This is a genomic window from Methylobacterium sp. 391_Methyba4 (assembly GCF_029691625.1).
GTDB classification, from domain to species: domain Bacteria; phylum Pseudomonadota; class Alphaproteobacteria; order Rhizobiales; family Beijerinckiaceae; genus Methylobacterium; species Methylobacterium fujisawaense.
In genome coordinates this window covers 3,312,963-3,336,872 of the sequence record NZ_CP121475.1, presented here as the reverse complement: position 1 = coordinate 3,336,872, position 23,910 = coordinate 3,312,963, and the positions used below count along the sequence as shown (strand labels likewise).

General features: G+C 69.6%; 21 protein-coding genes. 16 read left to right on the top strand and 5 right to left on the bottom strand.

The features are described from left to right. Positions 1-155 precede the first annotated feature (155 nt). Positions 156-1,409: a glycosyltransferase family 87 protein gene (locus P9K36_RS15670; protein WP_278305452.1), complete on the top strand. Its 1,254-nt coding sequence runs from the start codon at positions 156-158 to the stop codon at positions 1,407-1,409. Here P9K36_RS15670 and P9K36_RS15665 read toward each other — a convergent pair. Both P9K36_RS15665 and crtD read right to left on the bottom strand, forming a co-directional pair. Continuing rightward, positions 1,369-2,229, bottom strand: a complete 861-nt coding sequence (locus tag P9K36_RS15665) for a carotenoid 1,2-hydratase (RefSeq protein WP_278305451.1) — start codon at positions 2,227-2,229, stop codon at positions 1,369-1,371. The two genes, P9K36_RS15670 and P9K36_RS15665, sit on opposite strands and share 41 nt — an antisense overlap. Then, positions 2,226-3,761: a 1-hydroxycarotenoid 3,4-desaturase CrtD gene (crtD, locus tag P9K36_RS15660; protein WP_278305450.1), complete on the bottom strand. Its 1,536-nt coding sequence runs from the start codon at positions 3,759-3,761 to the stop codon at positions 2,226-2,228. The genes P9K36_RS15665 and crtD overlap by 4 nt, the downstream gene beginning before the upstream one ends. A gap of 109 nt (positions 3,762-3,870) precedes the next feature. On the opposite strand from crtD, the gene P9K36_RS15655 reads away from it, so the two are divergent. The 15 genes from P9K36_RS15655 (at position 3,871) to P9K36_RS15585 (ending at position 18,382) form a co-directional block, all read left to right on the top strand. Next, entirely contained in the window at positions 3,871-4,740 is an 870-nt protein-coding gene (locus P9K36_RS15655; RefSeq protein WP_043352586.1) for a polyprenyl synthetase family protein, read from the top strand. Between the two features lie 20 nt (positions 4,741-4,760). Then, a complete protein-coding gene (locus P9K36_RS15650) occupies positions 4,761-5,897 on the top strand; it encodes a methyltransferase (RefSeq protein WP_278307286.1) in 1,137 nt (378 codons plus the stop codon). Positions 5,898-5,991: 94 nt separating this feature from the next. Beyond that, on the top strand, positions 5,992-6,930 hold the full coding sequence (gene bchC / locus P9K36_RS15645; RefSeq protein WP_053610712.1) for a chlorophyll synthesis pathway protein BchC: 939 nt from the start codon (positions 5,992-5,994) through the stop codon (positions 6,928-6,930). After that, complete coding sequence (locus P9K36_RS15640; protein ID WP_043761204.1) at positions 6,927-7,931, top strand: chlorophyllide a reductase iron protein subunit X; 1,005 nt, start codon at positions 6,927-6,929, stop codon at positions 7,929-7,931. The genes bchC and P9K36_RS15640 overlap by 4 nt, the downstream gene beginning before the upstream one ends. Before the next feature lie 3 nt (positions 7,932-7,934). After that, the gene (gene bchY / locus P9K36_RS15635) at positions 7,935-9,464 is read left to right on the top strand and encodes a chlorophyllide a reductase subunit Y (protein ID WP_278305449.1); all 1,530 of its coding nucleotides are present in this window, start codon (positions 7,935-7,937) and stop codon (positions 9,462-9,464) included. After that, the gene (gene bchZ, locus P9K36_RS15630) at positions 9,464-10,930 is read left to right on the top strand and encodes a chlorophyllide a reductase subunit Z (RefSeq protein ID WP_043757976.1); all 1,467 of its coding nucleotides are present in this window, start codon (positions 9,464-9,466) and stop codon (positions 10,928-10,930) included. The genes bchY and bchZ overlap by 1 nt, the downstream gene beginning before the upstream one ends. 35 nt (positions 10,931-10,965) lie before the next feature. Next, positions 10,966-11,187: a hypothetical protein gene (locus P9K36_RS15625; RefSeq protein ID WP_170861823.1), complete on the top strand. Its 222-nt coding sequence runs from the start codon at positions 10,966-10,968 to the stop codon at positions 11,185-11,187. A 127-nt stretch (positions 11,188-11,314) separates the two neighbouring features. Beyond that, positions 11,315-11,551, top strand: coding sequence for a light-harvesting antenna LH1, beta subunit (gene pufB / locus P9K36_RS15620; RefSeq protein WP_043349888.1), 237 nt, complete (start codon positions 11,315-11,317; stop codon positions 11,549-11,551). A gap of 10 nt (positions 11,552-11,561) precedes the next feature. Further along, positions 11,562-11,753, top strand: a complete 192-nt coding sequence (gene pufA, locus P9K36_RS15615) for a light-harvesting antenna LH1, alpha subunit (RefSeq protein ID WP_012319766.1) — start codon at positions 11,562-11,564, stop codon at positions 11,751-11,753. Between the two features lie 82 nt (positions 11,754-11,835). Further along, on the top strand, positions 11,836-12,660 hold the full coding sequence (pufL, locus tag P9K36_RS15610) for a photosynthetic reaction center subunit L (protein WP_043379897.1): 825 nt from the start codon (positions 11,836-11,838) through the stop codon (positions 12,658-12,660). A gap of 80 nt (positions 12,661-12,740) precedes the next feature. After that, positions 12,741-13,721 (top strand): photosynthetic reaction center subunit M, encoded by a 981-nt coding sequence (gene pufM / locus P9K36_RS15605; RefSeq protein ID WP_043379895.1) that lies wholly within the window; start codon positions 12,741-12,743, stop codon positions 13,719-13,721. Positions 13,722-13,731: 10 nt separating this feature from the next. Continuing rightward, positions 13,732-14,829 (top strand): photosynthetic reaction center cytochrome PufC, encoded by a 1,098-nt coding sequence (gene pufC / locus P9K36_RS15600; RefSeq protein WP_043379892.1) that lies wholly within the window; start codon positions 13,732-13,734, stop codon positions 14,827-14,829. 108 nt (positions 14,830-14,937) lie between these two features. Beyond that, a complete protein-coding gene (locus tag P9K36_RS15595) occupies positions 14,938-15,081 on the top strand; it encodes a DUF3096 domain-containing protein (protein WP_075380395.1) in 144 nt (47 codons plus the stop codon). Positions 15,082-15,246: 165 nt separating this feature from the next. Continuing rightward, positions 15,247-17,937 carry a pyruvate, phosphate dikinase gene (gene ppdK, locus P9K36_RS15590; RefSeq protein WP_043379890.1) on the top strand — a complete coding sequence of 897 codons (2,691 nt, stop codon included), beginning with the start codon at positions 15,247-15,249 and terminating at the stop codon, positions 17,935-17,937. 193 nt (positions 17,938-18,130) lie between these two features. Continuing rightward, a complete protein-coding gene (locus P9K36_RS15585; protein ID WP_075380394.1) occupies positions 18,131-18,382 on the top strand; it encodes a hypothetical protein in 252 nt (83 codons plus the stop codon). Positions 18,383-18,470: 88 nt separating this feature from the next. Here P9K36_RS15585 and P9K36_RS15580 read toward each other — a convergent pair whose 3' ends face one another. From P9K36_RS15580 to P9K36_RS15570, 3 genes are all read right to left on the bottom strand, one after another. Further along, complete coding sequence (locus P9K36_RS15580; RefSeq protein ID WP_278305448.1) at positions 18,471-19,970, bottom strand: DUF882 domain-containing protein; 1,500 nt, start codon at positions 19,968-19,970, stop codon at positions 18,471-18,473. A 143-nt stretch (positions 19,971-20,113) separates the two neighbouring features. Then, positions 20,114-22,123: a L,D-transpeptidase family protein gene (locus P9K36_RS15575; RefSeq protein ID WP_278305447.1), complete on the bottom strand. Its 2,010-nt coding sequence runs from the start codon at positions 22,121-22,123 to the stop codon at positions 20,114-20,116. A gap of 246 nt (positions 22,124-22,369) precedes the next feature. Next, on the bottom strand, positions 22,370-23,854 hold the full coding sequence (locus P9K36_RS15570) for a sigma-54 dependent transcriptional regulator (protein WP_043357728.1): 1,485 nt from the start codon (positions 23,852-23,854) through the stop codon (positions 22,370-22,372). Positions 23,855-23,910: the final 56 nt, after the last annotated feature.

The following is a 23,910-nucleotide window of genomic DNA, read 5'->3' as shown; positions in this document are numbered from 1 at the left end:
CAAACAGCGCTGTTAACGGGCTTCAAACCGCGGGAACCTAAGCTTCCGCCAAGTCTGGATACCGAAATCGCCCGATGCCTGCGCCTCCCCAGTCCCGCGCGCCGGGCCCCGCGACCGCACGCCTGCCTGCCTTATGGGCCGACCTCGCGAATCTCGTGAGCAGCGACGCCCGACTGTCCGCCTTTGCCGTGCGCGCGGCCCGTGTGCTGGTCCCGTTCGGCCTCGCCCTGGTCCTGCTGGTCTACGGGACCGGCCCGGAGCCGCGGCGGAACTGGTACGGCGATCCGCTCGGAAACGATTTCGCTCAGGTCTGGACGGCGGGCCGTTCCGCTCTGGAGGGCCGGGCCAACGAGCCCTACGATCTGCCGGTGCATCTGGCGAACATGAAGGCCGCCTTCGGGCAGGATTGCCGCTTCGCCTGGCACTACCCGCCGGTGTTCCTCCTGCCGGCGGCCGCCATGGCGCTCATGGAACCGCAGCCGGCCTATCTGCTCTGGATTGCACTCTCGGTCGCACTGTTCGCGCTGACGATGCGCGTGGCAGCCGGCCGGATGGATGTGGCTTTCGTCGCGCTCGCGCATCCCTTGGTGCTGAGCAACCTCGCCTACGGCCAGAACGCTCTGTTCACGGCGTCGCTTCTGACCCTCGGCGCGGTGCTCTTGGACCGGCGCCCCTGGCTGGCCGGGCTCTGCTTCGGCCTGCTGGCCTACAAGCCGCATTTCGCGGCGCTGGCGCCCGTGCTCCTGCTGGCGACCGGGCGGCGGGATTGTCTGGCGGCCTGCCTCGCCACGGTGCTGGTCCTCTGCCTCGCATCGCTGGCCCTCTTCGGCACGGCGCCCTGGAGCGGCTTCTTCGGCACGCTCGGAGACACGAATCGGATCATTCTGCAGAACGCCGCCGCGGGCCTCGACCTCAATGCCAGCGCGTTCGGGGCCGTGCGCTTGGTCGGCGGCGCGATGGCCACAGCCTGGATCGCGCAGGTGCTCGTCGCCGCACTGGCCCTCGGGGTGGCCTGCCGCGCCTGGTGCCGCCCCACCGACGCGGCGCTGCGCGCGGCGGCGCTCGTCGCCGCCGCGCCGATGCTGTCGCCGTATCTGCCGGTCTACGATCTGGCACCCGTCGTCCCGGCCACGCTCCTGCTGGCCCTCGCCGCGCACCGGGCGGGCGGATTGCGACCGCACGAACGCGTCCTGATCTGCTGTGCGCCGCTCTTCGCGGTCACGCGGGAGGTGGCGGGGCTGACCGGCTTTCCCCTCGGATTCGTGCTGAGCGTCGCAACGCTCGCCTGCATTGCCCACCGCATCCGGCCCTGGACGGTCTTCGAAGGTCGGCACCGAACCGGGAGGGGCGGCGTCGACATCCAGGCCCTCACGGGGCCAGCGGCCGGGGAATCCGGAAGGGCAGCATGAGCCGCACCAGCGGGTTGCGGAACCGGTCGAGCGACAGGCTCTCGTGCATGGCCCGCACCGGCTCGCCGCCCAGCGTCGAGGCGAGGAGCGAGCGGGCGTAGAACGGCGTGTCCTCGTAGGTCGCGAGCACCCGCGACCGCCCGTCATCGCTGCGGGTCTCGCGCGGCATCCGCCAGAACCCGGTCGCCGGCAGCGACGCCGCGGGCGGCGGCCGTATCTCGCGGCGGCTGCCGTCGGCTGAGAACCGGAGCGACAGATTCTGTCCGCCGCCGTCTCGGTGGTGGACGTCGTACAGGATCGCGGCGCCGTCCGGCAGGTCCGCCCGGCACCACGTCCACCGGGAGAAGGCGGCCTCCAGCGGTTCGTCGCCGTCATTCGTGTCGAAGTATCCTCCGCCACTCCAGCGCAGATCCGGCTGGTCGAAATCCACCTCGACCCGGGAGGACGGCGCCATCGGCCACCAGCGGTGGCGGCCCGCCCTGTCGAGATGGAACGGGCCCGCCGTGAAACCGCGCGGCTCGAGACGGACGGTGCCGCGGAGTCGATGGGGCAGCGGCGCCCCGCGCTCGTCGATGCGAACGGTCAGCGCCGTGCCATCCCAGTGCATCGCGCTCGGGCCGATAGTGATGTGGTCGGGGCCGCGCGACAGGCTGGCGGCGCGCCGCTCGGTCATCGCGAAGCGGCCGCGATCGCCGTAGAGGACCACGTTCATGGCGCAATGGGCGAAGGGGTCCTTCTCGGCGCTCCACGCGTAGTAGGGCGAGAACACGCTTCCGATGAACGCGATGATCGTGAGGCCGTGACGGCCATCGTCGCTCACCGCATCGACGTACCACCACGCGTAGCCGCCCCGCGCGACCGGGCCATCGAATCGCGGTCCTCCAGGATCGCCGCCGCTGCCAGCCGACCCGATTGCGCGGCCATCGGCACGCCCGGGCCGGGATGGATCGAGCCCCCCGCCAGATAGAGGCCCGGCAGCGCCGTCCGGGCGCCCGCGCGCTTGAAGGTCGTCGCCCATCCCTGCGCCGCCCGCCCGTAGAGCGCTCCGCCCGTCCCGGGAAAGAGGGCGTCGAAATCCCGTGGCGTCGTGGTCACCGCCGACGACGCGAAGGTCAGGGTGAGCCCGCAAGCCTCCAACCGGCGGATCAGGGTTGTCTCGCATCTCTGGGTCTCCGACGGCGTGAGCGGTCGCTCCCGGCCATCCGCCGGTGCGTTGACGAGCATGAGCAGGCGCTCGGGCCCCTGCGGCGCGGTCCCCGCCGCGTCCCGGTCCTGGGCACAGACGTAGACCGTGGGATCGTCGGGCAGGCGACGGTCGCGCAGGATCGTGTCGAACTCGGCCCGGTAATCGCGGGAGAAGAAGACCGTGTGGTGCGCCAGCGGGAAGCCGGCAGGCACCGCCTCCGCGCAGAATGTGACGGCGGACAGCGAGCGCTCGCTGGGCGCGAGCCGCTCGCCGGCGACGGCGGCGTCCGGTCCGAACAGGCCCGCGCCGAGGGCGGCGCAATCGGCATTGCAGACGACGCGGTCGGCCGGAACCGTCGTGCCGTCGGCCAGGCGCACGCCGACGACCCGACCGCCCGCGGTGAGGATCCGCTCGGCCTCCGCAGCGTAGCGGAAGGCCGCGCCCCGCTCCGCGGCGAGATCGGCCACGGCCCGCGCGAGGCCGCTGAGGCCGCCCGAAACGGTCCAGATTCCGGCCTGCTCGACATGGGCGACGAGCATCAGCGTCGCCGGCGCGGTGTAGGGCGAGGCGCCGCAATAGGTGGCGTAGCGTCCGAACAGCTGGAGCAGCCGGGGATCGCGGAAGTAGCTGCCCAGCGCAGACTGGAGCGTGGTGAAGGGCTGGATCCGCCAGAGATCGCCGAGGCCCGACAGGCCGACCCTTTGCGCGAGGCCGGCGGGGCCGGTCCGGCCCTCGCGGATGAACGGCCCTTCGAGGGTGCGGTAGACCTCCGCCGAGCGGGCGCAGAAGCGCCGATAGCCGTCCGCCTCACGCCGTCCCGCAAAGGCCGCGACGGCGTCGGCGGACGCCTCGATGTCGGCGAACAGGTCGAGGCGCTCGTCCCGGCTCCAGGCATGCCGGGCGAGGAGCCGAGCCGGCGCCAGGGAGACCCGGTCCCCGAGCTCTGCGCCGCATTCCGCGAAAAGCTCCTCGAAGACCCAGCGCATCGTGAAGACGGTCGGGCCGGCCTCGATGGCGCGGTCTCCGACGGGGATGGCGCGCATCTTTCCGCCAGGCTGCTGCGCCCGTTCGAGGACCGTGGTGTGGAATCCGGCATGAGCGAGCCGCACGGCCGCGGCGAGACCACCGATCCCCGCTCCGATCACGACGACGCGCTCCTGCGCCACGGTCGCTCCACCTTCTCCCCCGGAAACGGGATTGATCTGCCGGCGCCAAAGTGTCAATAAGAAATGACACTTGTTGCTGACAACCGCACACAACACGGGAGGCAACGCGATGGAGTCCGGTCGGCGGATCGAGATGGCGCTGGATCGCGCCGTTGCTCACGCGGAGGCGCCGGGCGCGCCGCCCCTTCTGGCGGAGGCGCTCCGTTACGCGGTGTTCCCGGGCGGGCATCGGATCCGGCCGCGGCTGTGCCTGTCGGTCGCCCGCGCCTGCGGCGATGACGACCCGGCCGGCTCAGAAGCGGCGGCCGCAGCCATCGAACTTCTGCACTGCGCCTCCCTGGTCCATGACGACCTGCCGTGCTTCGACGATGCGCCGATGCGGCGGCAGAAGCCCTCCGTCCATGTCGCCTTCGGCGAGCCCATCGCCGTCCTGACCGGCGACGCCCTGATCGTCCTGGCCTTCGAGACACTGGCCCGGTCCGCCGGCTCCCATCCCGCGCGGCTGGGACGGCTCGTGGGCCTCCTCGGTCGCGCCGCCGGGTCGCCGTCGGGCATCGCCGCAGGGCAAGCCTGGGAATCGGAGGCCCATATCAGCCTCAGCGACTACCAGCAGGCGAAGACCGGGGCCCTGTTCGCCGCCGCCACCGTCGCCGGCGCCGCCGCGGCGGGAGCGGATTCGGAGCCCTGGCGCCGCCTCGGCGAGTGCCTCGGCGAGGCCTATCAGGTCGCCGACGACCTGCGTGACGTCGCCTGCCGCCAGGAGGAGATCGGCAAGCCTGCCGGGCGCGACGCAACTCTGGGGCGGCCCAACGCTGCGGCGCTTCTGGGCACCGGCGGCGCGCTGGATCGGCTGTCGAGACTGACGCGCGAGGCCGTGGCGGCGATTCCGGCCTGCCCGGGCATGGCCGCGCTGACCGCCGAGATCGAGGCGCAGGCGCGGCTGTTCCTGCCCGCGAGCCTGCGGGCGGTGACGGCCTGACCGGCCGATCGCTCTCCGGCATCGGTGCGGCGGCGTCCGTCCCGTCCGCCTGGACGGATCGATGGAACGCCTGGCGCAGCCGCCTGGTCGCGAGCCCCCGCTTCCAGCGCTGGGCGGCGGGCTTCCCCCTCACGCGGGGCATCGCCCGCCGGAACACGCGCGCCCTCTTCGACCTCTGCGCGGGCTTCGTCTACGCGCAGGTTCTGACCGCCTGCGTCCGCCTCGACCTGTTCGCGATCCTGGCCGAAGGCCCCCTGACGATCGAAGCCCTGGCTCGCCGGCTCGACCTCCCGCCGGACAACACCCGGCGCCTTCTTCGGGCCGCGGAATCCCTCGGGCTTGTCCGCGCCCTGTCGGGCGAGCGGTTCGGGCTGGCCGATCTCGGTGCCGCTCTCGTCGGCAATCCCGGGATCGCCGCGATGATCGAGCATCACGCGCTGCTCTACGCAGACCTTGCGGATCCGGTGGCCCTGCTTCGCGGCCAGGCCCCGCCGACCGGACTCGCGCGCTACTGGCCCTATGCCTCCGGCGTCTCGGGCGATGCGCAGACGGTGGCCCCCTACAGCGGCCTGATGGGCGCCTCGCAGGCGCTGATCGCGGAGGACGTGCTCGATGCCTGCGACCTGTCAGGGGTCCGGCACCTGATGGATGTCGGAGGCGGGGAGGGCGCCTTCCTGCAAGCGGTGGCAGGACGGCACGCGACGCCGCGCCTGACCCTGTTCGATCTCCCCGCCGTGGCCGAGCGCGCCGCCAGCCGCTTGGCGCAGGCCGGCCTCGAAGGCAGAATCGCCTGCCGCGGCGGCGATTTCCACGGAGGCCTGCCGACCGGCGCCGACACGATCTCCCTCGTTCGGATCGTCCACGACCACGACGACGAGCCCGCCCTGGCGTTGCTCCGAGCGGCCCACGCGGCTCTGCCGCCGGGCGGAACGCTTCTGCTCGCGGAACCCATGGCCGGAACGCCGGGCGCGGAACCGGTCGGGGACGCCTATTTCGGCTTCTATCTCCTGGCGATGGGATCCGGGCGCCCGCGCCGTGCGGAGGAGCTTCGCGCGATGCTCCGGACGGCAGGATTCGCCGTGACGCATGAACATCCGACCCGACGCCCGCTGCTCACCCGAGTTCTGAAAGCCCAAAAAACAGGCCGTCTCAAGTAAGTGTCACTTGACGCTGGCCTGTGTCTATCTAGGATGACACTTAGCGGCTTCGCATCAGAGAGAGTCGCAAGGCAAAGGGTGGACGATTCCAGCCATGGACGCTCTGGCCGTCATTCTGGAAAACCCGGAGCACCTTTCGGTTCAGCGCTTGGCTCTGACGCCGCCCGGCGATGCCGATGCCGTGGTGGCCATTTCCTGGAGCGGGATCAGCACCGGCACCGAGCGCCTGCTCTGGTCGGGCCGCATGCCGCCCTTTCCCGGGATGGGATATCCGCTCGTACCCGGCTACGAATCCGTCGGGACCGTCATTGAGGCCGGCGCCGATACCTCGGTTCGGGTCGGCCAGACCGTCTACGTTCCGGGGGCACGCTGCTTCGGTTCCGTCCGCGGCCTGTTCGGCGGCGCGGCCTCTCATCTGGTGGCGCCGGCCGCCCGGCTCGTGCCGGTGGACGCGTCGCTGGGCGACCGGGCCTGCCTCCTGGCCCTGGCGGCGACGGCCTACCGCGCCCTCGGCGGGATCCGGCCCGGGGCGACCCCGCTCATCGTCGGGCACGGCGTCCTCGGACGGCTGCTCGCCCGCCTGACCCTGGCGGCCGGCGCGGAGCCGACGGTCTGGGAGACGGATCCGGCCCGGGCCACGGGAGACCATGGCTACGCGGTCATGGCGCCCGACGCCGACCCGCGCCGCGACTACGCGACGATCACCGACGTCAGCGGCAACGCCGCCGGCCTCGACGACCTGATCGCCCGGCTGGCGCCCGGCGGCGAGATCGTCCTGGCCGGCTTCTACGAGGCTCCCCTGAGCTTCGCCTTCCCGCCCGCCTTCATGCGCGAGGCGCGCATCCGGATCTCCGCCGAGTTCCGTCCGGAGGACACGGCGGCGGTGACGACGCTGATCGAAGGCGGACGCCTGTCCCTCGACGGACTGATCACCCACCGTCTTCCCGCGGGTCGAGCCCAGGACGCCTACCGCACCGCATTCGCGGATCCGGCCTGCCTGAAAATGATCCTCGATTGGAGGGACGCCGCGTGAACGTTCAGCTCAACAAGGCCGCCCTGTCCCAAGCCGCGCAGCTCCGCGCCGAGGCCGCGGTCGAACCGGATCCCGTCGCGACGAGCCCGGCCAAGAAAGAGACCCAGATCATCGCGATCTACGGCAAGGGCGGTATCGGCAAGTCGTTCACCCTCGCCAATCTCAGCTACATGATGGCCCAGCAGGGCAAGAAGGTCCTGCTCATCGGTTGCGATCCGAAGAGCGATACCACCTCGCTGCTGTTCGGCGGTAAAGCCTGCCCCACCATCATCGAGACCTCGACCAAGAAGAAGCTGGCCGGCGAGGCGGTCGCCATCGGCGACGTCTGCTTCAAGCGCGACGGCGTCTACGCCATGGAACTCGGCGGCCCGGAGGTCGGGCGCGGCTGCGGCGGCCGCGGCATCATCCACGGCTTCGAACTGCTGGAGAAGCTCGGCTTCCACGAATGGGGCTTCGACTTCGTCCTACTCGACTTCCTGGGCGACGTGGTCTGCGGCGGCTTCGGCCTGCCGATCGCCCGGGACATGTGCCAGAAGGTCATCGTCGTCGGCTCGAACGACCTGCAATCGCTCTACGTCGCCAACAACGTCTGCTCGGCGGTGGAGTATTTCCGCAAGCTCGGCGGCAATGTCGGCGTCGGCGGCCTCGTGATCAACAAGGATGACGGCACCGGCGAGGCGCAGGCCTTCGCGGATGCCGCCGGCATCCCGGTCCTCGCCTCGATCCCGGCCGACGACGATATCCGCCGCAAGAGCGCGAATTACGAGATCATCGGCCGGCCGGAGAGCCGCTGGGGCAGCCTGTTCTCGGATCTGGCCGCCAACGTCGCCGACGCCGCGCCGCACCGGCCGACCCCGCTGACACAGGATGGGCTGCTCGGCCTGTTCTCCAGCGACGTCACCGGCCGCGACGTGGTGCTGGTGCCTGCAACCCACGAGGACATGTGCGGCGTCGCCCACGTGTCCAAGCCGTCCCTCGAAGTCGTCTACGACGAGGTCTGAGCGATGGCCGTCTCCCTCGACATCGCCGATCTGCGGGCCCGCCAGGCGGCGCCCACCATCGATCGCGCCGCCACCGAGGGCGACGGGCTCGGCTGCCACGCCGGCAAGGACGCGATGCGGGCGGCCGCCGAGGCCGCCGGCCTGTCGGACACCCTGGCACAACTCCGCAGCGACTATCCGCAGGGTCCGCACGACCAGCCCCAAAGCATGTGCCCCGCCTTCGGCTCGCTCCGGGTCGGGCTGCGCATGCGCCGGACCGCCACGATCCTCTCCGGGTCAGCCTGCTGCGTCTACGGCCTGACCTTCACCTCGCACTTCTACGGGGCCCGGCGCAGCGTCGGCTACGTGCCGTTCAATTCCGAGACTCTGGTCACCGGCAAGCTGTTCGAGGATATCCGCGAGGCGGTCTACGCCACGGCGAAGCCCGAGGATTACGACGCCGTCGTCGTCATCAATCTCTGCGTGCCCACGGCCTCCGGCGTCCCGCTGCGCCTTCTGCCGAAGGAGATCGACGGCGTCCGGGTGATCGGCATCGACGTGCCGGGCTTCGGCGTCCCGACCCATGCCGAGGCGAAGGACGTGCTCGCCGGCGCCATGCTGAAGGTCGCCCGCGCGGAAGCCGAGCAGGGACCGGTGGCCGCGCCCCGGGGCGGCCGTTCGGAGCGCCCGAGCGTGGCGCTCCTCGGCGAGGTCTTCCCGGCCGATCCGGTGGTGATCGCGTCGCTCCTGGAGCCGCTCGGACTCGCGGCCGGCCCGGTGGTGCCGACCCGCGAGTGGCGCGAGCTCTACGCCGCCCTCGACTGCGCCGCCGTGGCGGCGATCCACCCCTTCTACACCGCCTCCATCCGCGAATTCGAGGCGGCGGGCCGCCCGATCGTCGGTTCGGCCCCGGTGGGCGTCGACGGAACCGCCGACTGGCTCGACCGGATCGGCGAGGCCTGCGCGGTGCCCCGCGCCACCGTCGAGGCGGCCAAGAACCGGATCCTGCCCGGCATCCGCGGGGCGCTCGCCGCCATGCCGATCAAGGGCCGGATCACCCTCTCGGGCTACGAGGGCTCGGAGCTGCTAGTGGCCCGGCTGCTGGTCGAGAGCGGCGCCGAGGTCCCCTATGTCGGCACCGCCTGCCCGCGCACGCCCTGGTCCGAGTCCGACCGCGCATGGCTGGAAGCGCGGGGCACGCAGGTTCAGTACCGCGCCTCCCTGGAGGACGATCTCTACGCCCTGGATACGCTCAAGCCCGACCTCGCCATCGGCACGACGCCGGTGGTGCAGCGGGCCAAGGAGCGCGGCACGCCCGCCCTCTACTTCACCAACCTGATCTCGGCCCGCCCGCTGATGGGCGCAGCCGGTGCCGGGTCGCTCGCCACGGTGATCAACGCCGCGCTCGGCAACAAGGCGCGGTTCGATGCCATGCGCGACTTCTTCGAGGGCGTCGGCACCGGCTACGCCGCGGGGGTCTGGCAGGAGGTGCCGCAGCGGCGGCAGGGCCCGAAGATCGAGGGCCCGAAGAAGCCGATCGGGGAGATGGCATAATGCTGATCCTCGATCACGACAGGGCCGGCGGATACTGGGGCGCGGTCTACGTCTTCACGGCGATCAAGGGCCTGCAGGTCGTCATCGACGGCCCCGTGGGCTGCGAGAACCTGCCGGTGACGTCGGTGCTGCACTACACCGATGCGCTGCCGCCCCATGAATTGCCGATCGTAGTCACGGGCCTCGCCGAGGAAGAGCTCGGACGGCACGGCACCGAGGGCGCCATGAAGCGCGCCCACGCGACCCTCGATCCCGGCCAGCCCAGCGTGGTCGTCACCGGCTCCATCGCCGAGATGATCGGCGGCGGCGTCACCCCCGAGGGCACCGGCCTCCAGCGCTTCCTGCCCCGGACCATCGACGAGGACCAGTGGCAGGCCGCCGACCGGGCGATGCGCTGGCTGTGGCAGGAATACGGGGCGAAGAAGTTCGCCAAGAAGGGCATCCCGGCCCGGCCGGAGCGCAAGCCCGGCGAGCGGCCGCGGGTGAACCTCATCGGTCCGGCCTACGGCACCTTCAACATGCCCTCCGACCTCGCCGAGATCCGGCGGCTGGTGGAAGGGATCGGCGCCGAGGTGAACCTGACCTTCCCGCTGGGCTCGCACCTCGCGGACGTGCCCAAGCTGGTCAACGCCGACGCTAATATCTGTCTGTACCGGGAATTCGGCCGCCTGCTCTGCGAAGACTTGGAGCGGCCCTACCTGCAGGCGCCGATCGGCATCCTCTCGACGACGAAGTTCCTGCGCTCGCTGGGTGCCATTCTGGGCCTCGACCCGGAGCCGTTCATCGAGCGGGAGCGGCATACGACCATCAAGCCGGTCTGGGATCTCTGGCGGTCGGTGACCCAGGATTTCTTCGGTACCGCGAGCTTCGGCATCGTCGCCACCGAGACCTACGCCCGGGGCGTGCGCCATTTCCTCGAAGACGAGATGGGCCTGCCCTGCCATTTCGCCTTCGGCCGCTCGGCCGGGCTGAAGCCCGACAACGACGCCGTGCGGGCCGCCATCGCGGCGAAGCCGCCCCTGGTTCTCTTCGGGTCGTTCAACGAGCGGATGTACCTCGCGGAGTGCGGCGCCCGGGCGACTTATGTTCCGGCCTCGTTCCCCGGCGCCATCATCCGGCGGCATACCGGGACGCCGTTCATGGGCTACGCGGGCGCCACCTACCTAGTCCAGGAAGTCTGCAACGCCCTGTTCGACACCCTCTTCCACATCCTGCCGCTCGCCCGCGACATGGACAAGGTCGAGGCCACACCGGCCCGCCTCCACCGCGAGCTGCCCTGGGACGAGGCCGCCCGTCAGGCCCTCGACAGCCTCGTGGAGGCCCAGCCGGTCCTGGCGCGGATCTCCGCCGCCAAGCGCCTGCGCGACGCCGCCGAGCGCGCCGCCCGCGACACAGAATCCGCCGCCGTGGCGCCCGCCCATGTGGCGCGGGCCCGGGCCGATCTCGCCGGGGGGATCCCCGCGTGAGCCGCCTTTCCGTTTCACCCAGAGGAGACCTGACGATGAGAACGATGGTCCCGACCGGCCGCCAGCATCAGGAAGCCATTCAGTTCCGGCTGATCCTGACGGCGACCTACCCGTTCTTCCTCGCCGCGGCCGCGCTGAACCGGTTCCGGCCGGCGCGCGAGGCGGCCCGTCCTGGCCTGGCACCGGCGCGGCGCTCGGTCTTCGGCGAGGCCCGCGCCATGGCGGTTCAGGCGATCCCCTTCGCCTTCATGGGCTGACACGCCCCTGAGCGAGACACTTCCGTCCGGTCACGCGGGGGAAGTCGAGCCGCGACCGCCGCACGGCATCGTGGCTGAACCCGTCGCGCCTCGTCAGAGGCGCGGCCAACACACGGAGGTCTGAACGATGGCGAGTGGACCCGTCACAACAGAAAGACCGAGCAGCCTGTCCGGGCTGACGGAACCGGAAGCCAAGGAGTTCCATGCGATCTTCCTGACGAGCTTCCTCATCTTCACGGCGATTGCCGTGGTCGCTCACATCCTCGTCTGGTTGTGGCGCCCCTGGCTTCCCGGACCGCAGGGCTACGCCTCTCTCGACGGCGTCCGCGATGCGGCCCACGCCCTCGTCACGATGATCGGCTGAGGAGGATCGAATGCACAAGGTTTGGTTGCTCTTCGATCCGCGGCGCACGCTGGTGGCTCTGTTCACCTTCCTCTTCATCCTGGCGCTGCTGATCCACTTCATCCTGCTCTCGACCGACCGGTTCAACTGGCTTGACGGTCCGAGAAACAACAAGGCGGCCGAGAACACCATCACGCTCGCGCTGCCGCAGATGCCGGCCTGACCGCCGGTCCGGACCGCGGCGCGCGAGGGCCGCGGTCACCCCAAACCTTCCCTTTCTCCGGCCTGACTGAGGAGCAGCCGCCATGGCGATGCTGAGCTTCGAGCGCAAATACAGGGTCCGCGGCGGCACCTTGCTCGGCGGCGACCTGTTCGACTTCTGGGTCGGGCCGTTCTTCGTCGGCTTCTTCGGGGTCGTCGGTTTGTTCTTCACGGTGCTGGGCACCGCCCTCGTCATCTACGGCGCGGCGATCGGGCCGACCTGGAACGTCTGGCAGATCAACATCGCGCCGCCGGATATCAGCTACGGCCTGAGGCTCGCCCCGCTGAAGGAGGGCGGTCTGTGGCAGATCATCACGTTCTGCGCGCTCGGGTCCTTCGTGTCCTGGGCGCTGCGCGAGGTCGAGATCTGCCGCAAGCTCGGTATCGGCTACCACGTACCCGCGGCCTTCGGGATGGCGATCTTCGCGTATTTCACGCTGGTGGTGGTCCGGCCGTTCCTGATGGGCGCCTGGGGATACGGCTTTCCTTACGGCATCCTCAGTCACCTCGATTGGGTTTCTAACACCGGCTATCAGTATCTGCACTTCCACTACAATCCAGCGCACATGCTGGCCGTGACGTTCTTCTTCACCACGACGCTCGCCCTGGCGATGCACGGCGGCTTGATCCTGTCGGCGACCAACCCGAAGAAGGGCGAGGTCGTGAAGACGCCGGAGCACGAGGACACCTTCTTCCGCGACACGATCGGCTACTCGATCGGCACGCTCGGCGTTCACCGCCTCGGCCTGTTCCTGGCCCTGTCGGCGGGGTTCTGGAGTGCGGTCTGCATCGTGATCAGCGGGCCGTTCTGGACGCAGGGTTGGCCGCAATGGTGGGGCTGGTGGCTCAATCTGCCGGTGTGGCGATGACAAGCCGGACGCGATCGGAACGAAGGACATAACGCGGGTCGCCGCCGTCGAGCGCGCGGCACTCCGGGGGAGGGCAGGCCATGGCCTATTACCAGAACATCTTCACGCAGGTTCAGGTGCGCCCGCTGGTACCGGAGCACGGCGTTCCGGTGGCGGTCGATGACCGGATCGGCAAGCCGTTCAACAGCTACCTGTTCGGGCTCATCGGCAACAGCCAAGTCGGTCCGATCTATATCGGCTATATCGCGGCGCTCTCGATCGTCTGCGGCTTGATCGCCTTCGAGATCATCGGGCTCAACATGTGGGCCTCGGTGAATTGGGATCCGGTCCAGTTCGTCCGGCAATTGCCGTGGCTCGCCCTGGAACCGCCGCTCCCGAAGTACGGGCTGAAGGTCCTTCCACCCCTCAACGAGGGTGGCTGGTGGCTGATCGCCGGCTTCTTCCTGACGGCCTCGATCCTCCTCTGGTGGGTCCACCTCTATCGGCGGGCGCGGGCGCTCGGGCTCGGCACCCACGTGCCGTGGGCCTTCGCGTCGGCGATCTGGCTCTACCTCGTCCTCGGCTTCATCCGGCCGGTGCTGATGGGATCGTGGTCCGAAGCCGTGCCCTTCGGCATTTTCCCCCACCTCGATTGGACCGCGGCCTTCTCGCTCCGCTACGGCAACCTGTTCTACAACCCGTTCCACATGCTCTCGATCACGTTCCTCTACGGATCGACGCTGCTGTTCGCGATGCATGGCGGCACGATCCTGGCCTGCTCGCGCTACGGCGCCGAACGGGAGATCGATCAGATCGTCGACCGCGGCACGGCCACCGAACGCGCAGCCCTGTTCTGGCGCTGGACCATGGGCTTCAACGCCACGATGGAGTCGATCCACCGCTGGGCCTGGTGGTTCGCGGTCCTGACCACGCTCACGGGCGGCATCGGCATCCTGCTCACCGGGACCGTGGTGGACAACTGGTACCTCTGGGCGGTCAAGCACGGCGTCGCGCCCTCCTATCCGCAGGTCTACGGTCCGATCGTGGATCCCGCTCATCTCGCACCCGGCATGAAGCCGTGAGGAGGCCGTCATGAAGACGATTCTGGCGGTCATCGGCGGGGCTCTGGCCCTGTTCCTCACCATCGCGATGTTCGGCGGCGCGGGCTGGACCCATCCGCCGATGGCGAACAAGCAGACCGGCTTTCGCGGAACGGGCATGGACCTGATCCGCACCCGGGCCGGGAACGCGGCGCTGTCGGCGGCCAACGTCGCGCCGGCCCCGGCCGACCCGGCTGAGGCAGGGGGCGACAAGGCTTCGGCGGTCTACCAGAATGTGCAAGTTCTGGGAGATCTCTCGGCTGAGCAGTTCAACCGCTTGATGGTGTCGATCACCGAGTGGGTCGCACCCCAGCAGGGCTGCACGTACTGCCACAGCACCGAGAACATGGCTTCGGACGAGCTCTACCAGAAGCGCGTCGCCCGGCGCATGCTGCAGATGACCCAGTACATCAATTCCACTTGGAAGGAGAAGCACGTCCACGAGGCGGGTGTGACCTGCTACACGTGTCACCGCGGCAATCCGGTGCCGGCGAATATCTGGTTCGACCACCCGGTTCAGGGGGCGGGGCGTTTCATCCCGCGCAACAACAGCCAGAATCTCGCGTCCGCGGAGGTCGGCAACACGTCGCTGCCCTACGACGTCTATCAGGCCTTCTACCAGCACAAGGACACGCCCGAGGATGCGGTGCGGGTCAACGCCACCACGGCGCTGCCGGAGACGAAGGGCAAGCCGATCCAGGACGCGGAGAAGACCTTCGCAATCATGATCAGCATGTCGCAGTCACTGGGCGTGAACTGCACCTTCTGCCACAACACCCGCTCGGTGGCGCAGTGGGATACGAGCACGCCGAACCGCGTCCATGCCTGGTACGGCATCCGCATGGTCCGCGATCTGAACCAGGACTACATGACGCCGCTGACCTCGGTCTTCCCGCGGAATCGCCTCGGCGTTCTGGGCGACGTGCCGAAGATCAACTGCGCCACCTGTCACAACGGCGCCAACAAGCCGCTCAACGGCGCCAACGTGATCGAGCCCTATCCGGAACTGTCGCACCCGACGATTTCGGCGAACCTGCCCACGGGCGAGGCGAAGGACCCGATCCCCGGCACCGAGACGCCGAAGCCGTGATCGGACCGGAGCGGCCGGACCGTCCGGCCGCTCCGCTCAAGCTCCGGGGAACCTCTGTTGGGTAAAGGCGTCGATACCGGCGGCCAAGCTCGGCCTCAGGAGGCGCCCGTGACCATCACCATCTCGAACCTCCAACCGCTCATCGCGATCCTTGCCGGGATCCTGATCCTGGTGATGCCGCGGCTGCTCAACTACATCGTCGCGATCTACCTGATCATCGTCGGCGTGATCGGGCTCGGAATCCTCCATTGAGGGGCAGCGCCCGCACCGCGACGCGGGGGGCCTGACAGACCGTCGAACCCGTCATCCACGCACGCACAGGGCCATCGCGCGTTCATCTTGCGTTGCGCTGCGGGATGGTCCAACCCCGCCCATCAGCTCGGCCAGCGCCGGGCACCAGATACGGACGGGATCGACATGGCGACCGGAAGCGCGAAGTGGGTCTACGCCTTCGGCGACGGCAAGGCGGAGGGCAAGTCGCAGATGCGCGACCTGCTCGGTGGCAAGGGCGCCAACCTCGCCGAGATGTGCAATCTCGGCCTGCCGGTTCCGCCCGGCTTCACCATCACCACCGAAGTCTGCACCTACTACTACGATCACGGGAAGTCCTACCCGCCGGAGTTGAAGGATCAGATCGCCGCCGCGCTCGCCCAGATCGGCACGCTCACCGGCCGCAAGTTCGGCGATGCCACGAATCCCCTCCTCGTCTCGGTCCGCTCGGGCGCCCGGGCGTCGATGCCCGGCATGATGGACACGGTCCTCAACCTCGGGCTCAACGATGAGACCGTGCTGGCGCTGGCCAAGGAGGCCGAAGACGAGCGCTTCGCCTTCGATTCCTACCGTCGCTTCATCACCATGTATTCGAACGTGGTGCTGGGCGTTGAGCACCACGCCTTCGAGGAGGCGCTGGAGCAGTACAAGGAAGCCAAGGGCTTCGAGCTGGACACCGAGCTCAGCGCCGCGGACTGGAAGACGCTCATCCAGACCTACAAGAAGATCGTGCGCGACGAGCACGGATCCGACTTCCCGCAGGTCGCGGACGACCAGCTCTGGGGCGCGATCAGCGCCGTATTCAATTCCTGGATGATTCCCCGGGCCAAGAAGTACCGGGAGCTGAACAACATTCCGGAGAGCTGGGGCACGGCCGTCAATGTGCAGGCCATGGTGTTCGGCAACATGGGCGACACGTCGGCCACCGGCGTCGCCTTCACCCGCAATCCGTCCACCGGCGAGAAGGCGCTCTACGGCGAGTTCCTGATCAACGCGCAGGGCGAGGACGTGGTCGCGGGTATCCGCACGCCGCAGAACATCACCGAGAAAGCCCGGATCGAGGCCGAGAGCGACAAGCCTTCCATGGAGAAGGCCATGCCCGAGAGCTTCGCGGAGCTGACCCGGATCTACGGGATCCTGGAGTCGCACTACCGCGACATGCAGGACATGGAATTCACCATCGAGAAGGGGAAGCTCTGGATGCTCCAGACCCGCAACGGCAAGCGCACGGCGAAGGCCGCCCTGCGCATTGCCGTGGATCTGGCGGGCGAGGGGCTGATCTCCCGTGAAGAGGCGATCGGCCGGGTCGAGCCCGGGGCGCTCGACCAGCTCCTGCATCCGACCATCGACCCGAAGGCGGACCGCAAGGTCATCGCCTCGGGCCTGCCGGCCTCGCCCGGCGCGGCGACCGGCGAGATCGTGTTCAGCTCCGAGGACGCGGAGGCGCATCGCAAGGCGGAGCGCAAGTGCATCCTGGTGCGGATCGAAACCTCGCCCGAGGACATCCACGGCATGCACGCCGCCGAGGGCATCCTGACCACCCGGGGCGGCATGACGAGCCACGCGGCCGTAGTCGCCCGCGGCATGGGCAAGCCCTGCGTCTCCGGCGTCGGCTCCATCCGGATCGACTACAAGGCGCAGACCCTGACGGTCGGCGGCAACACGCTCAAGGCCGGCGACAAGATCACCATCGACGGGTCCACCGGACAGGTGATCCAGGGCGAGGTGAAGATGCTGGAGCCCGAGCTGTCGGGTGACTTCGCCACCCTGATGGAATGGGCCGACGCCTTCCGCGGCATGAAGGTGCGGGCGAACGCCGATACGCCGACGGATGCCCGCACGGCGCGCAACTTCGGCGCGGAGGGCATCGGCCTCTGCCGTACGGAGCACATGTTCTTCGAGGGCGACCGCATCATCGCGGTGCGCGAAATGATCCTGGCAGACGACGCCGAGGGCCGCCGTGCGGCACTCGCGAAGATCCTGCCCTATCAGCGCCAGGACTTCCTCGAGCTGTTCACGATCATGTCCGGGCTGCCGGTCACGATCCGTCTGCTCGACCCGCCGCTCCACGAGTTCCTGCCGCATACCGATGCCGAGGTCGCCGAGGTCGTGAAGGCGACCGGGGTCTCCGAGGAGAAGATCCGGCACCGGATGCGGGAGCTGTCCGAGCACAACCCGATGCTCGGCTTCCGCGGCTGCCGGCTCGCCATCGCCTTCCCGGAGATCGCCGAGATGCAGGCCCGGGCGATCTTCGAGGCGGCCGTCCAGGCCGCCGCCGATACCGGTAGCCCGGTCACGCCCGAGGTGATGGTGCCGCTGGTGTTCACGCGCGCCGAGTTCGACATCGTGAAGGCGCGCATCGACGCGATGGCGAAGGCTGTCGCCGAGGAGAAGGGCGCGACCCTCGACTATCAGGTCGGCACGATGATCGAGCTGCCGCGCGCAGCGCTCAAGGCCGGCGAGATCGCCGAGACGGCCGAGTTCTTCTCCTTCGGGACGAACGACCTGACGCAGACGGCCTTGGGCATCTCCCGCGACGACGCGGCAACCTTCCTGGGCCCGTACACCCAGAAGGGCATCCTGCCGGCCGATCCGTTCATCACCATCGACCAGGAAGGCGTGGGCGAACTGGTGCGCATCGGCGTCGAGCGCGGCCGCAAGACCCGGCCGAACATCAAGCTCGGCATCTGCGGCGAGCACGGCGGCGATCCGGCCTCGATCGGCTTCTGCCAGGAGGTCGGCCTCGATTACGTGTCCTGCTCGCCCTATCGGGTGCCGATCGCCCGGCTCGCGGCCGCCCAGGCGGCGCTTGGCAAGGTCTCGGGCAAGGAAGGCTGAACGCGCGCCGGAGGCCGCCGCGCGGCGGCCTCCGGATGGCGATCAACCATCCGAATGAAGACCAGTGGAAAAACCTCGCCTTTCGGTTGAACTCGACTCTTTGTGAGGCGTTCTTTCGTTGAACGAGGCGGTCTGGCGTGCGCCTATTCGGCCTGCGTCGGGTCAACGTCGCCCGTCAGAATCGGCCGTCAAGATGTCTCACAGCCCATCGCCGCTGTGCCTCACCGGGACCGATGCGGCCGTGTCGGTGCCGCGCGCGGCCGTCCGTGCGTATCTCGCCCTGGTCGGCGGTCTGGGCGGCTTGGTGACCGCCGTGATGCTGATGATGTCGGTCGCGGCCAACAGCGGTGGCGAAGCCGAACGCATCGCCGGGACGCAGGACGACAGCTACGCGGCAACGCTGGTCGGCGCCTTGGCGGTCAACCTGTCCAAGCCCCTGCGCTGAGTCGAACGGGCGCTCTGGCCACCCCGCACGAGCCGTCCGACGCGGACGGGCAGGCGAAGCGCACCTCCCCGTCAGACCGACGCCTCGATCAGCGTGCTCCGGGCAAGGCGCGCGCGGCGGAGCCGGTAAACCGGGTTGTCAGGTCATCGCCCGGACTGCGCGTGCTGAACCGCGTCGTGACGCGGTCCGGAACCGCAGCGACGACCGAGTCGGGCGCTGCACCGCGGAGACGCGTGGCAGCCACATGCACGGGGACAGCGCGGCTCGCCGGCGTCGCAACGGGACCGGCGGACACGGAATCGAACAGGGCGCGCAGCTGGGCCTTCGCGTCCGCGTCCGGAGCCACGAGCGAACGCGGACGAACCGGGTCCGGCGCCGTGGGCTTGCCGAGGGCGCGAATCTCGCTCGCGGACGGAAGATTGGCCATCCCGCGCTCGAGCGCCGCGAATTGCACCGGGCGCGGTGGCGGAAGCGGCATGTTCAGGCTCGCGACCGCGGCTGCGAGGTTCGAGGGACGCCGCGGCGGCAGCGGCGTCGTGACGGCCGGCATGGCCTCGTCGGCGGGCGCGGTTTGATCGGCCGTCAGGAGCGACTTGGCATCGGACGGCTTGATCTCCGCGCTCTTCGCCTGAGCCCGCGCCGCCAGCGAACCGCGCAGCGCGTCGTCGGTGGCGGGGGCCGCATAGGCGAGGGCCGTCCGTGCGCCCACCGGATCCTGCGGATCAGCGCTCGCCACGGCGACGACGGGGGCGCGCTGTCCCTTCTTCTCGACCGCCACCGGCGGCGGTGCCGGAGCGGGCTCGGGGCTGGATCGACCGCCGCCGAACAGACTCGCCAGGAAGCCGAACAGGCCGGGACCGTCTTCTTCCTCGCCGCCGGCCATCTGGGTCGTGATCCCCGCCACGGTACCGCCGCGGGCCAGGATCTCGGCCTTGGCTTCCTCGTAGCGCGGGAAGGGACGGTTGTCGCTCGGGAGCAGCACGGTCTTGCCGTCGGGGAAGAGCCGGGCGAGCTGATCGTGGGTCATCCGCGGCCACATCCGCACGGAACCGACATCGAGATGCACGAAGGGCGTTCCGGCATGCGGATACCAGCCGACGCCGCCCCGTTGCATCTGGAGCCCGACCTCGCGGATCCGGTCGATCGAGACGTCCGGCACGAAGAAGTCCATCGCCTTGCCGAGCATGTGCTGGCTGTACTCGGCCACCATCTTGGAGCGGCGGCGAAGCATCGCGTTGGTGCCGGGAGACCGATAGGCCGAGACGATGTGGATCGGTTGCGACGAGCCGACCTGGCGATAGGCCTCCCAGACCGTATCGAACAGCCGCGGATCCATCTTGGTGGGCTCGTTGATCCGCCAATCGCGGAGCAGCCAGTTCAGCTGATCGAGGGCCGCGCGGTCGTAGCGGCCATCGCGCTTGAACGTGATGGTCGCGCTTTCCTGCGTGTGCGTGTGGTAGATGGTCAACGAGCGGGTGTCGCCGTTGGCCACCGCGTCCTCGGTTTCGGCCGTCCCGACCAGCACTCCAAGCAAGAGGCCGGACAAGCCGAGGGCGAGGTGACGGAGGGGACGCGGGAGACTGGGCACGACGGTCCTGATCCTCTCCCGAAACCCTCGCCCGAACGCATCTCAGCCCAGGCTGTCGGTCGAAACGGCTAAGGCTCGACCGTGGCGAAATCGTGCCCGGCTGTGCGTCTGCGCACGCGAAAGTTGCGGGTTCCGCGGGTGGCCTACCACCACCCGCGTGGCGCCGATTGCTGCGGCGCAGGCGTCCAGAGCCCGGGCTCGCCGTATTCCGGCGCGCTGTCGGCCCGGGCGGCGCGGCGCAGGGACCGGCGCCGCGTGTCCGCTTCCTCGTAGCGCCCTTCGGGCCACGCCTCGGCATTGGCCACCGGGCGCTCGGGCGCGCGGCGATGGACCGTCCGCGCCACGGGCGGCTTCGGGGCGGGCTCGGCCTTGCGCCGCGGCGGCTCGTCCGGCAGCCGGGCGATCGCCGGTCCGCCGCCGCCGGGCAGCCCGAGGGCCGCGCGCATCGGCGCGTCGTAGCCGTAAAGGTCCGGCAAGGTACGGTAGGTGCCGCCATCGTCCACGAAGGCGGTGAAGTAGGCGAGATGGACCGGCAGCTTCTCCGGCAGCCGGATCGTCCGCTCGCCCTTGCCGATCAGCTTCTTCAACCTGTCCTGAGACCAGTCCGGCAGCACCGCGTCGGCAAGGCGGAACGGGTCGTCGACGCGCACGCAGCCGTGGCTGAAATCCCGCTTCGAGGCTGAGAACAGCGAGCGGTTGGGCGTATCGTGCAGGTAGACCGCGTGCTGGTTCGGGAACATGAACTTGATGAAGCCGAGCGCATTGCGCTCGCCGGGGGGCTGGCGGAGCGAGATGTGCCCCCCGCGGCGGACGACCTCGTAGCCCCCCCAGGTCTTGCCACCGTAGCCGGCGAGCTTCGGCGCCATCGTCTTCAGGATCGAGGGCGGCACGTACCAGGACGGGTTGACGACCGCGTATTCCATCAGCCCCGAGAACAGGGGCGTCCGCGATTCCGGCTTGCCGACGATGACCCGCGCCTCATCGCGCAGGACGCCGCCCCGGTAGGCGCGCAGGCGGTATTCCGGGACGTTGACCAGGATGTAGTCGGATCCCAGATCGCCGGGAAGCCACCGCCACCGCTCCATGTTGACGATGAGTTCGGCGTCGCCCCCCGTCGGGCGTGCGGCGCGACCGGCATCGGCCAGGGCCAGGACCGTCTGGACGTTCAGGACCCCGTTGCCCGGCAGCCCGCGGCCGCGCTGGAACTTCGCGACCGCGTCGGCGACGACGGTATCGTACTCGTCCGGCTCGCCGGGGGGCTTGTCGAACGTTCCGGCCGGGCGGCTCTCCAGATTGAAATGCGTCCGGAGCAGCGGCACGCGGGCATCGCGCATGCCGACGCGCAAGGCCGGCCCGGCCGGAAGACGCAGCGGCTTCACGGCGGTCGCCACGGGACCGCGCAGGGCGGCGAGACGCGCCTTGAGGGCGAGATAGCCGGGCGTCGCCGGATTGTAGCCCTGGAGCGCCTCGCCCGCCTTCGCGCCGGCTTCATCGAGCTTCGCCAGCACCGCGTCCCCGGCGGGAAGATCGAGATGCGGCGTGATCAGCCGCGAGATCGAGGCCAGGTTGACGCGGCCGCCACGGGCGTCCCGGGCATAAAGCACGGCCGCCGCGGACAGGCGGAGATCGGCATCGGCGAGCGCCTTCTCGTCCGGCTTATCGGGCAGCGACGGGACCGTGTAGGCACGCGAGTCGAGACCGTCCTCGGCGGCAGCCGCCAGCCGGGCCGACACCGCCTTTGCAGCCTCGGTCCACGCCCCGCCGGAGATCCAGAGCGGCTTGTAGGTGCGGGCTTCGTAGAACGTCCGGATCGCATCGCGATCCTTGCCGGTCAGACGGAGCAGAAGGGGGGCGGGATCCGCGAAGCGGGCGAAGACCGCAGCACCGAGCGGATCCGTTGGGGCGACCGGCGCCGTGGCGGCGGGGGCCGGTGCCGGCTCGGCCGCCGGTGCCTCAGGCTTGTAGTCGGGTAGCGCCGTCGTGGCCGGAGCCGAGGGAGCCGCCTGCGCAGGCGGCGCGGCGGCTGGCGATGCCGGGACATCGGCGGAGGGCTGGTCCAGCGAGACGGTCTCCGCACGAAGCGAGGCGGCCGGGGCCAGCGTACCGCAGAGAAGGGCGGCCAGCGCCATGAGGCTGGAGCGCGGGACGCGCATCGTGATCTCCCGGGGTGCGGCGGCAGGACCGCACGCTCAGAGTGTGATTATCCGCGCAAGCGTGGCTTTCAGCAACCGCAGTCGTCGCGAATAGAACCTCTGTCGCGCAGATGAATGTGTCATTTCTAATGCTGCTCAGCTTATGATCTACCTAATCGTCGGTCGATTGCGTGCAGCATCAGGTGAATTTCCCGCACCACCGCGCCGACCGAATGCGGTCGGTGCGTTAGCGCACGCGGCGCTCGATCAGGCCGCGTCCTCGGTCTTTGCGTCGTCCTCCAAGCCCAGATCCTTGAGCTTGCGGTAGAGGGTGGAGCGACCGATGCCGAGGCGACGCGACACCTCCGACATCCGCTGCCGATAGAACTGGAGCGCGAAGCGGATGATCTCCGCCTCCAGGACGTCCATCGGCTTCATCTCGCCGGTCTCCTCGGTCACGAGGGACATGGCATGAGGGTCGCGCACCTCCACGCGGACGATCTCGCGCACGGGCTCGGGGGCGTAGGCCGGCATCTGCGTCTGAACCGGCAGGGCCGGGATGCGGACGTCGAAGCCTTCCACCTGCGCGGCGATCTGGGGGAATTCGGCCACGGTCAGCTCGTCGCCGTCCGCGAGCACGACAGCGCGGAACAGGGCATTCTCCAGCTGCCGGACATTCCCCGGCCAGGGATAGCGCGTCAGCAGCGCCATCGCCTCCGGCGTGATGGCCCGCACGCGCTTGCCTTCCTCGGCCGAGAACCGCGCGCAGAACGAGCGAACGAGGTCCGGTATGTCCTCGCGGCGCGCCCGCAACGGCGGCAGCGTCATCGGGAAGACGTTCAGGCGATAATAGAGATCCTCGCGAAACTTGCCCTGCTTGACGAGGTCGAGCAGCGATCGGTTGGTGGCGGAGACGAGGCGGATGTCCACCCGCACGGAGCGTTTGCCGCCGACGGGATCCACCTCGCCCTCCTGCAGGGCCCGGAGCAGCTTGACCTGCGCGTCGAGGGGAAGCTCGCCGATCTCGTCGAGGAAGAGCGTACCGCCCGAGGCCTCGACGAACTTGCCGGCATGCTTTTCGGTCGCACCGGTGAACGCGCCCTTCTCGTGACCGAACAGCGTGGATTCCACGAGATTCTCGGGGATCGCCCCGCAATTGACCGTCACGAACGGCTTGCCGCGCCTGTCGCCGGATCCCTGGATCGCCCGGGCCAGCACCTCCTTGCCGACGCCGGACTCGCCCTCGATCAGGACCGGGATGTTCGATTTCGCCGCCCGCTCGGCGAGGCGGATCAGCCGCTCCATGTCGGGGCTTTTGGATGTGAGATCCTTGAAGGTCAGCGCTCCGGAGGCCCGGCGGCGCATGCGGCGCACCTCCTCCTCCAGCGTATCGACCCGCAGGGCGTTCTTGATCGAGACCTGCAGCCGCTCGGCACCCGCAGGCTTGACCACGAAGTCCACGGCGCCGGCCCGCATGGCGCCGACCACCGTGTCGATGGAGCCGTTGGAGGTCTGGACGATCACCGGGGTGGCGAGGCCGCTCTTGCGCATCTCGGCCAGCACGCCAAGCCCATCGAGACCCGGCATGACGAGGTCGAGGAGCACGACGTCCGCGCCTTCGGACCGGAGCAGGGCCAGTGCGTCCGCGCCCGTTTCGGCGACCCGGGGCTCGAAGCCGAAGCGGCGCACCGCCGCCTCGGCGAGACGCCGCTGGACCGGATCGTCGTCCACAATGAGCACGGTGGCGGACATGGCGGCTCCCTGAACGGCGCGCGAAGGCCGGGCTCGCGACATGGGCTCAACCCCGT

Bases quoted from the DNA above. Each gene is read 5' to 3' on its own strand.
- P9K36_RS15655 (WP_043352586.1), top strand. From the start codon at position 3,871: ATGGAGTCCGGTCGGCGGATCGAGATGGCGCTGGATCGCGCCGTTGCT.
- bchC (WP_053610712.1), top strand. From the start codon at position 5,992: ATGGACGCTCTGGCCGTCATTCTGGAAAACCCGGAGCACCTTTCGGTT.
- bchY (WP_278305449.1), top strand. From the start codon at position 7,935: ATGGCCGTCTCCCTCGACATCGCCGATCTGCGGGCCCGCCAGGCGGCG.
- bchZ (WP_043757976.1), top strand. From the start codon at position 9,464: ATGCTGATCCTCGATCACGACAGGGCCGGCGGATACTGGGGCGCGGTC.
- P9K36_RS15625 (WP_170861823.1), top strand. From the start codon at position 10,966: ATGAGAACGATGGTCCCGACCGGCCGCCAGCATCAGGAAGCCATTCAG.
- pufB (WP_043349888.1), top strand. From the start codon at position 11,315: ATGGCGAGTGGACCCGTCACAACAGAAAGACCGAGCAGCCTGTCCGGG.
- pufA (WP_012319766.1), top strand. From the start codon at position 11,562: ATGCACAAGGTTTGGTTGCTCTTCGATCCGCGGCGCACGCTGGTGGCT.
- pufL (WP_043379897.1), top strand. From the start codon at position 11,836: ATGGCGATGCTGAGCTTCGAGCGCAAATACAGGGTCCGCGGCGGCACC.
- pufM (WP_043379895.1), top strand. From the start codon at position 12,741: ATGGCCTATTACCAGAACATCTTCACGCAGGTTCAGGTGCGCCCGCTG.
- pufC (WP_043379892.1), top strand. From the start codon at position 13,732: ATGAAGACGATTCTGGCGGTCATCGGCGGGGCTCTGGCCCTGTTCCTC.
- ppdK (WP_043379890.1), top strand. From the start codon at position 15,247: ATGGCGACCGGAAGCGCGAAGTGGGTCTACGCCTTCGGCGACGGCAAG.
- P9K36_RS15585 (WP_075380394.1), top strand. From the start codon at position 18,131: ATGTCTCACAGCCCATCGCCGCTGTGCCTCACCGGGACCGATGCGGCC.
- P9K36_RS15575 (WP_278305447.1), bottom strand. From the start codon at position 22,123: ATGCGCGTCCCGCGCTCCAGCCTCATGGCGCTGGCCGCCCTTCTCTGC.
- P9K36_RS15570 (WP_043357728.1), bottom strand. From the start codon at position 23,854: ATGTCCGCCACCGTGCTCATTGTGGACGACGATCCGGTCCAGCGGCGT.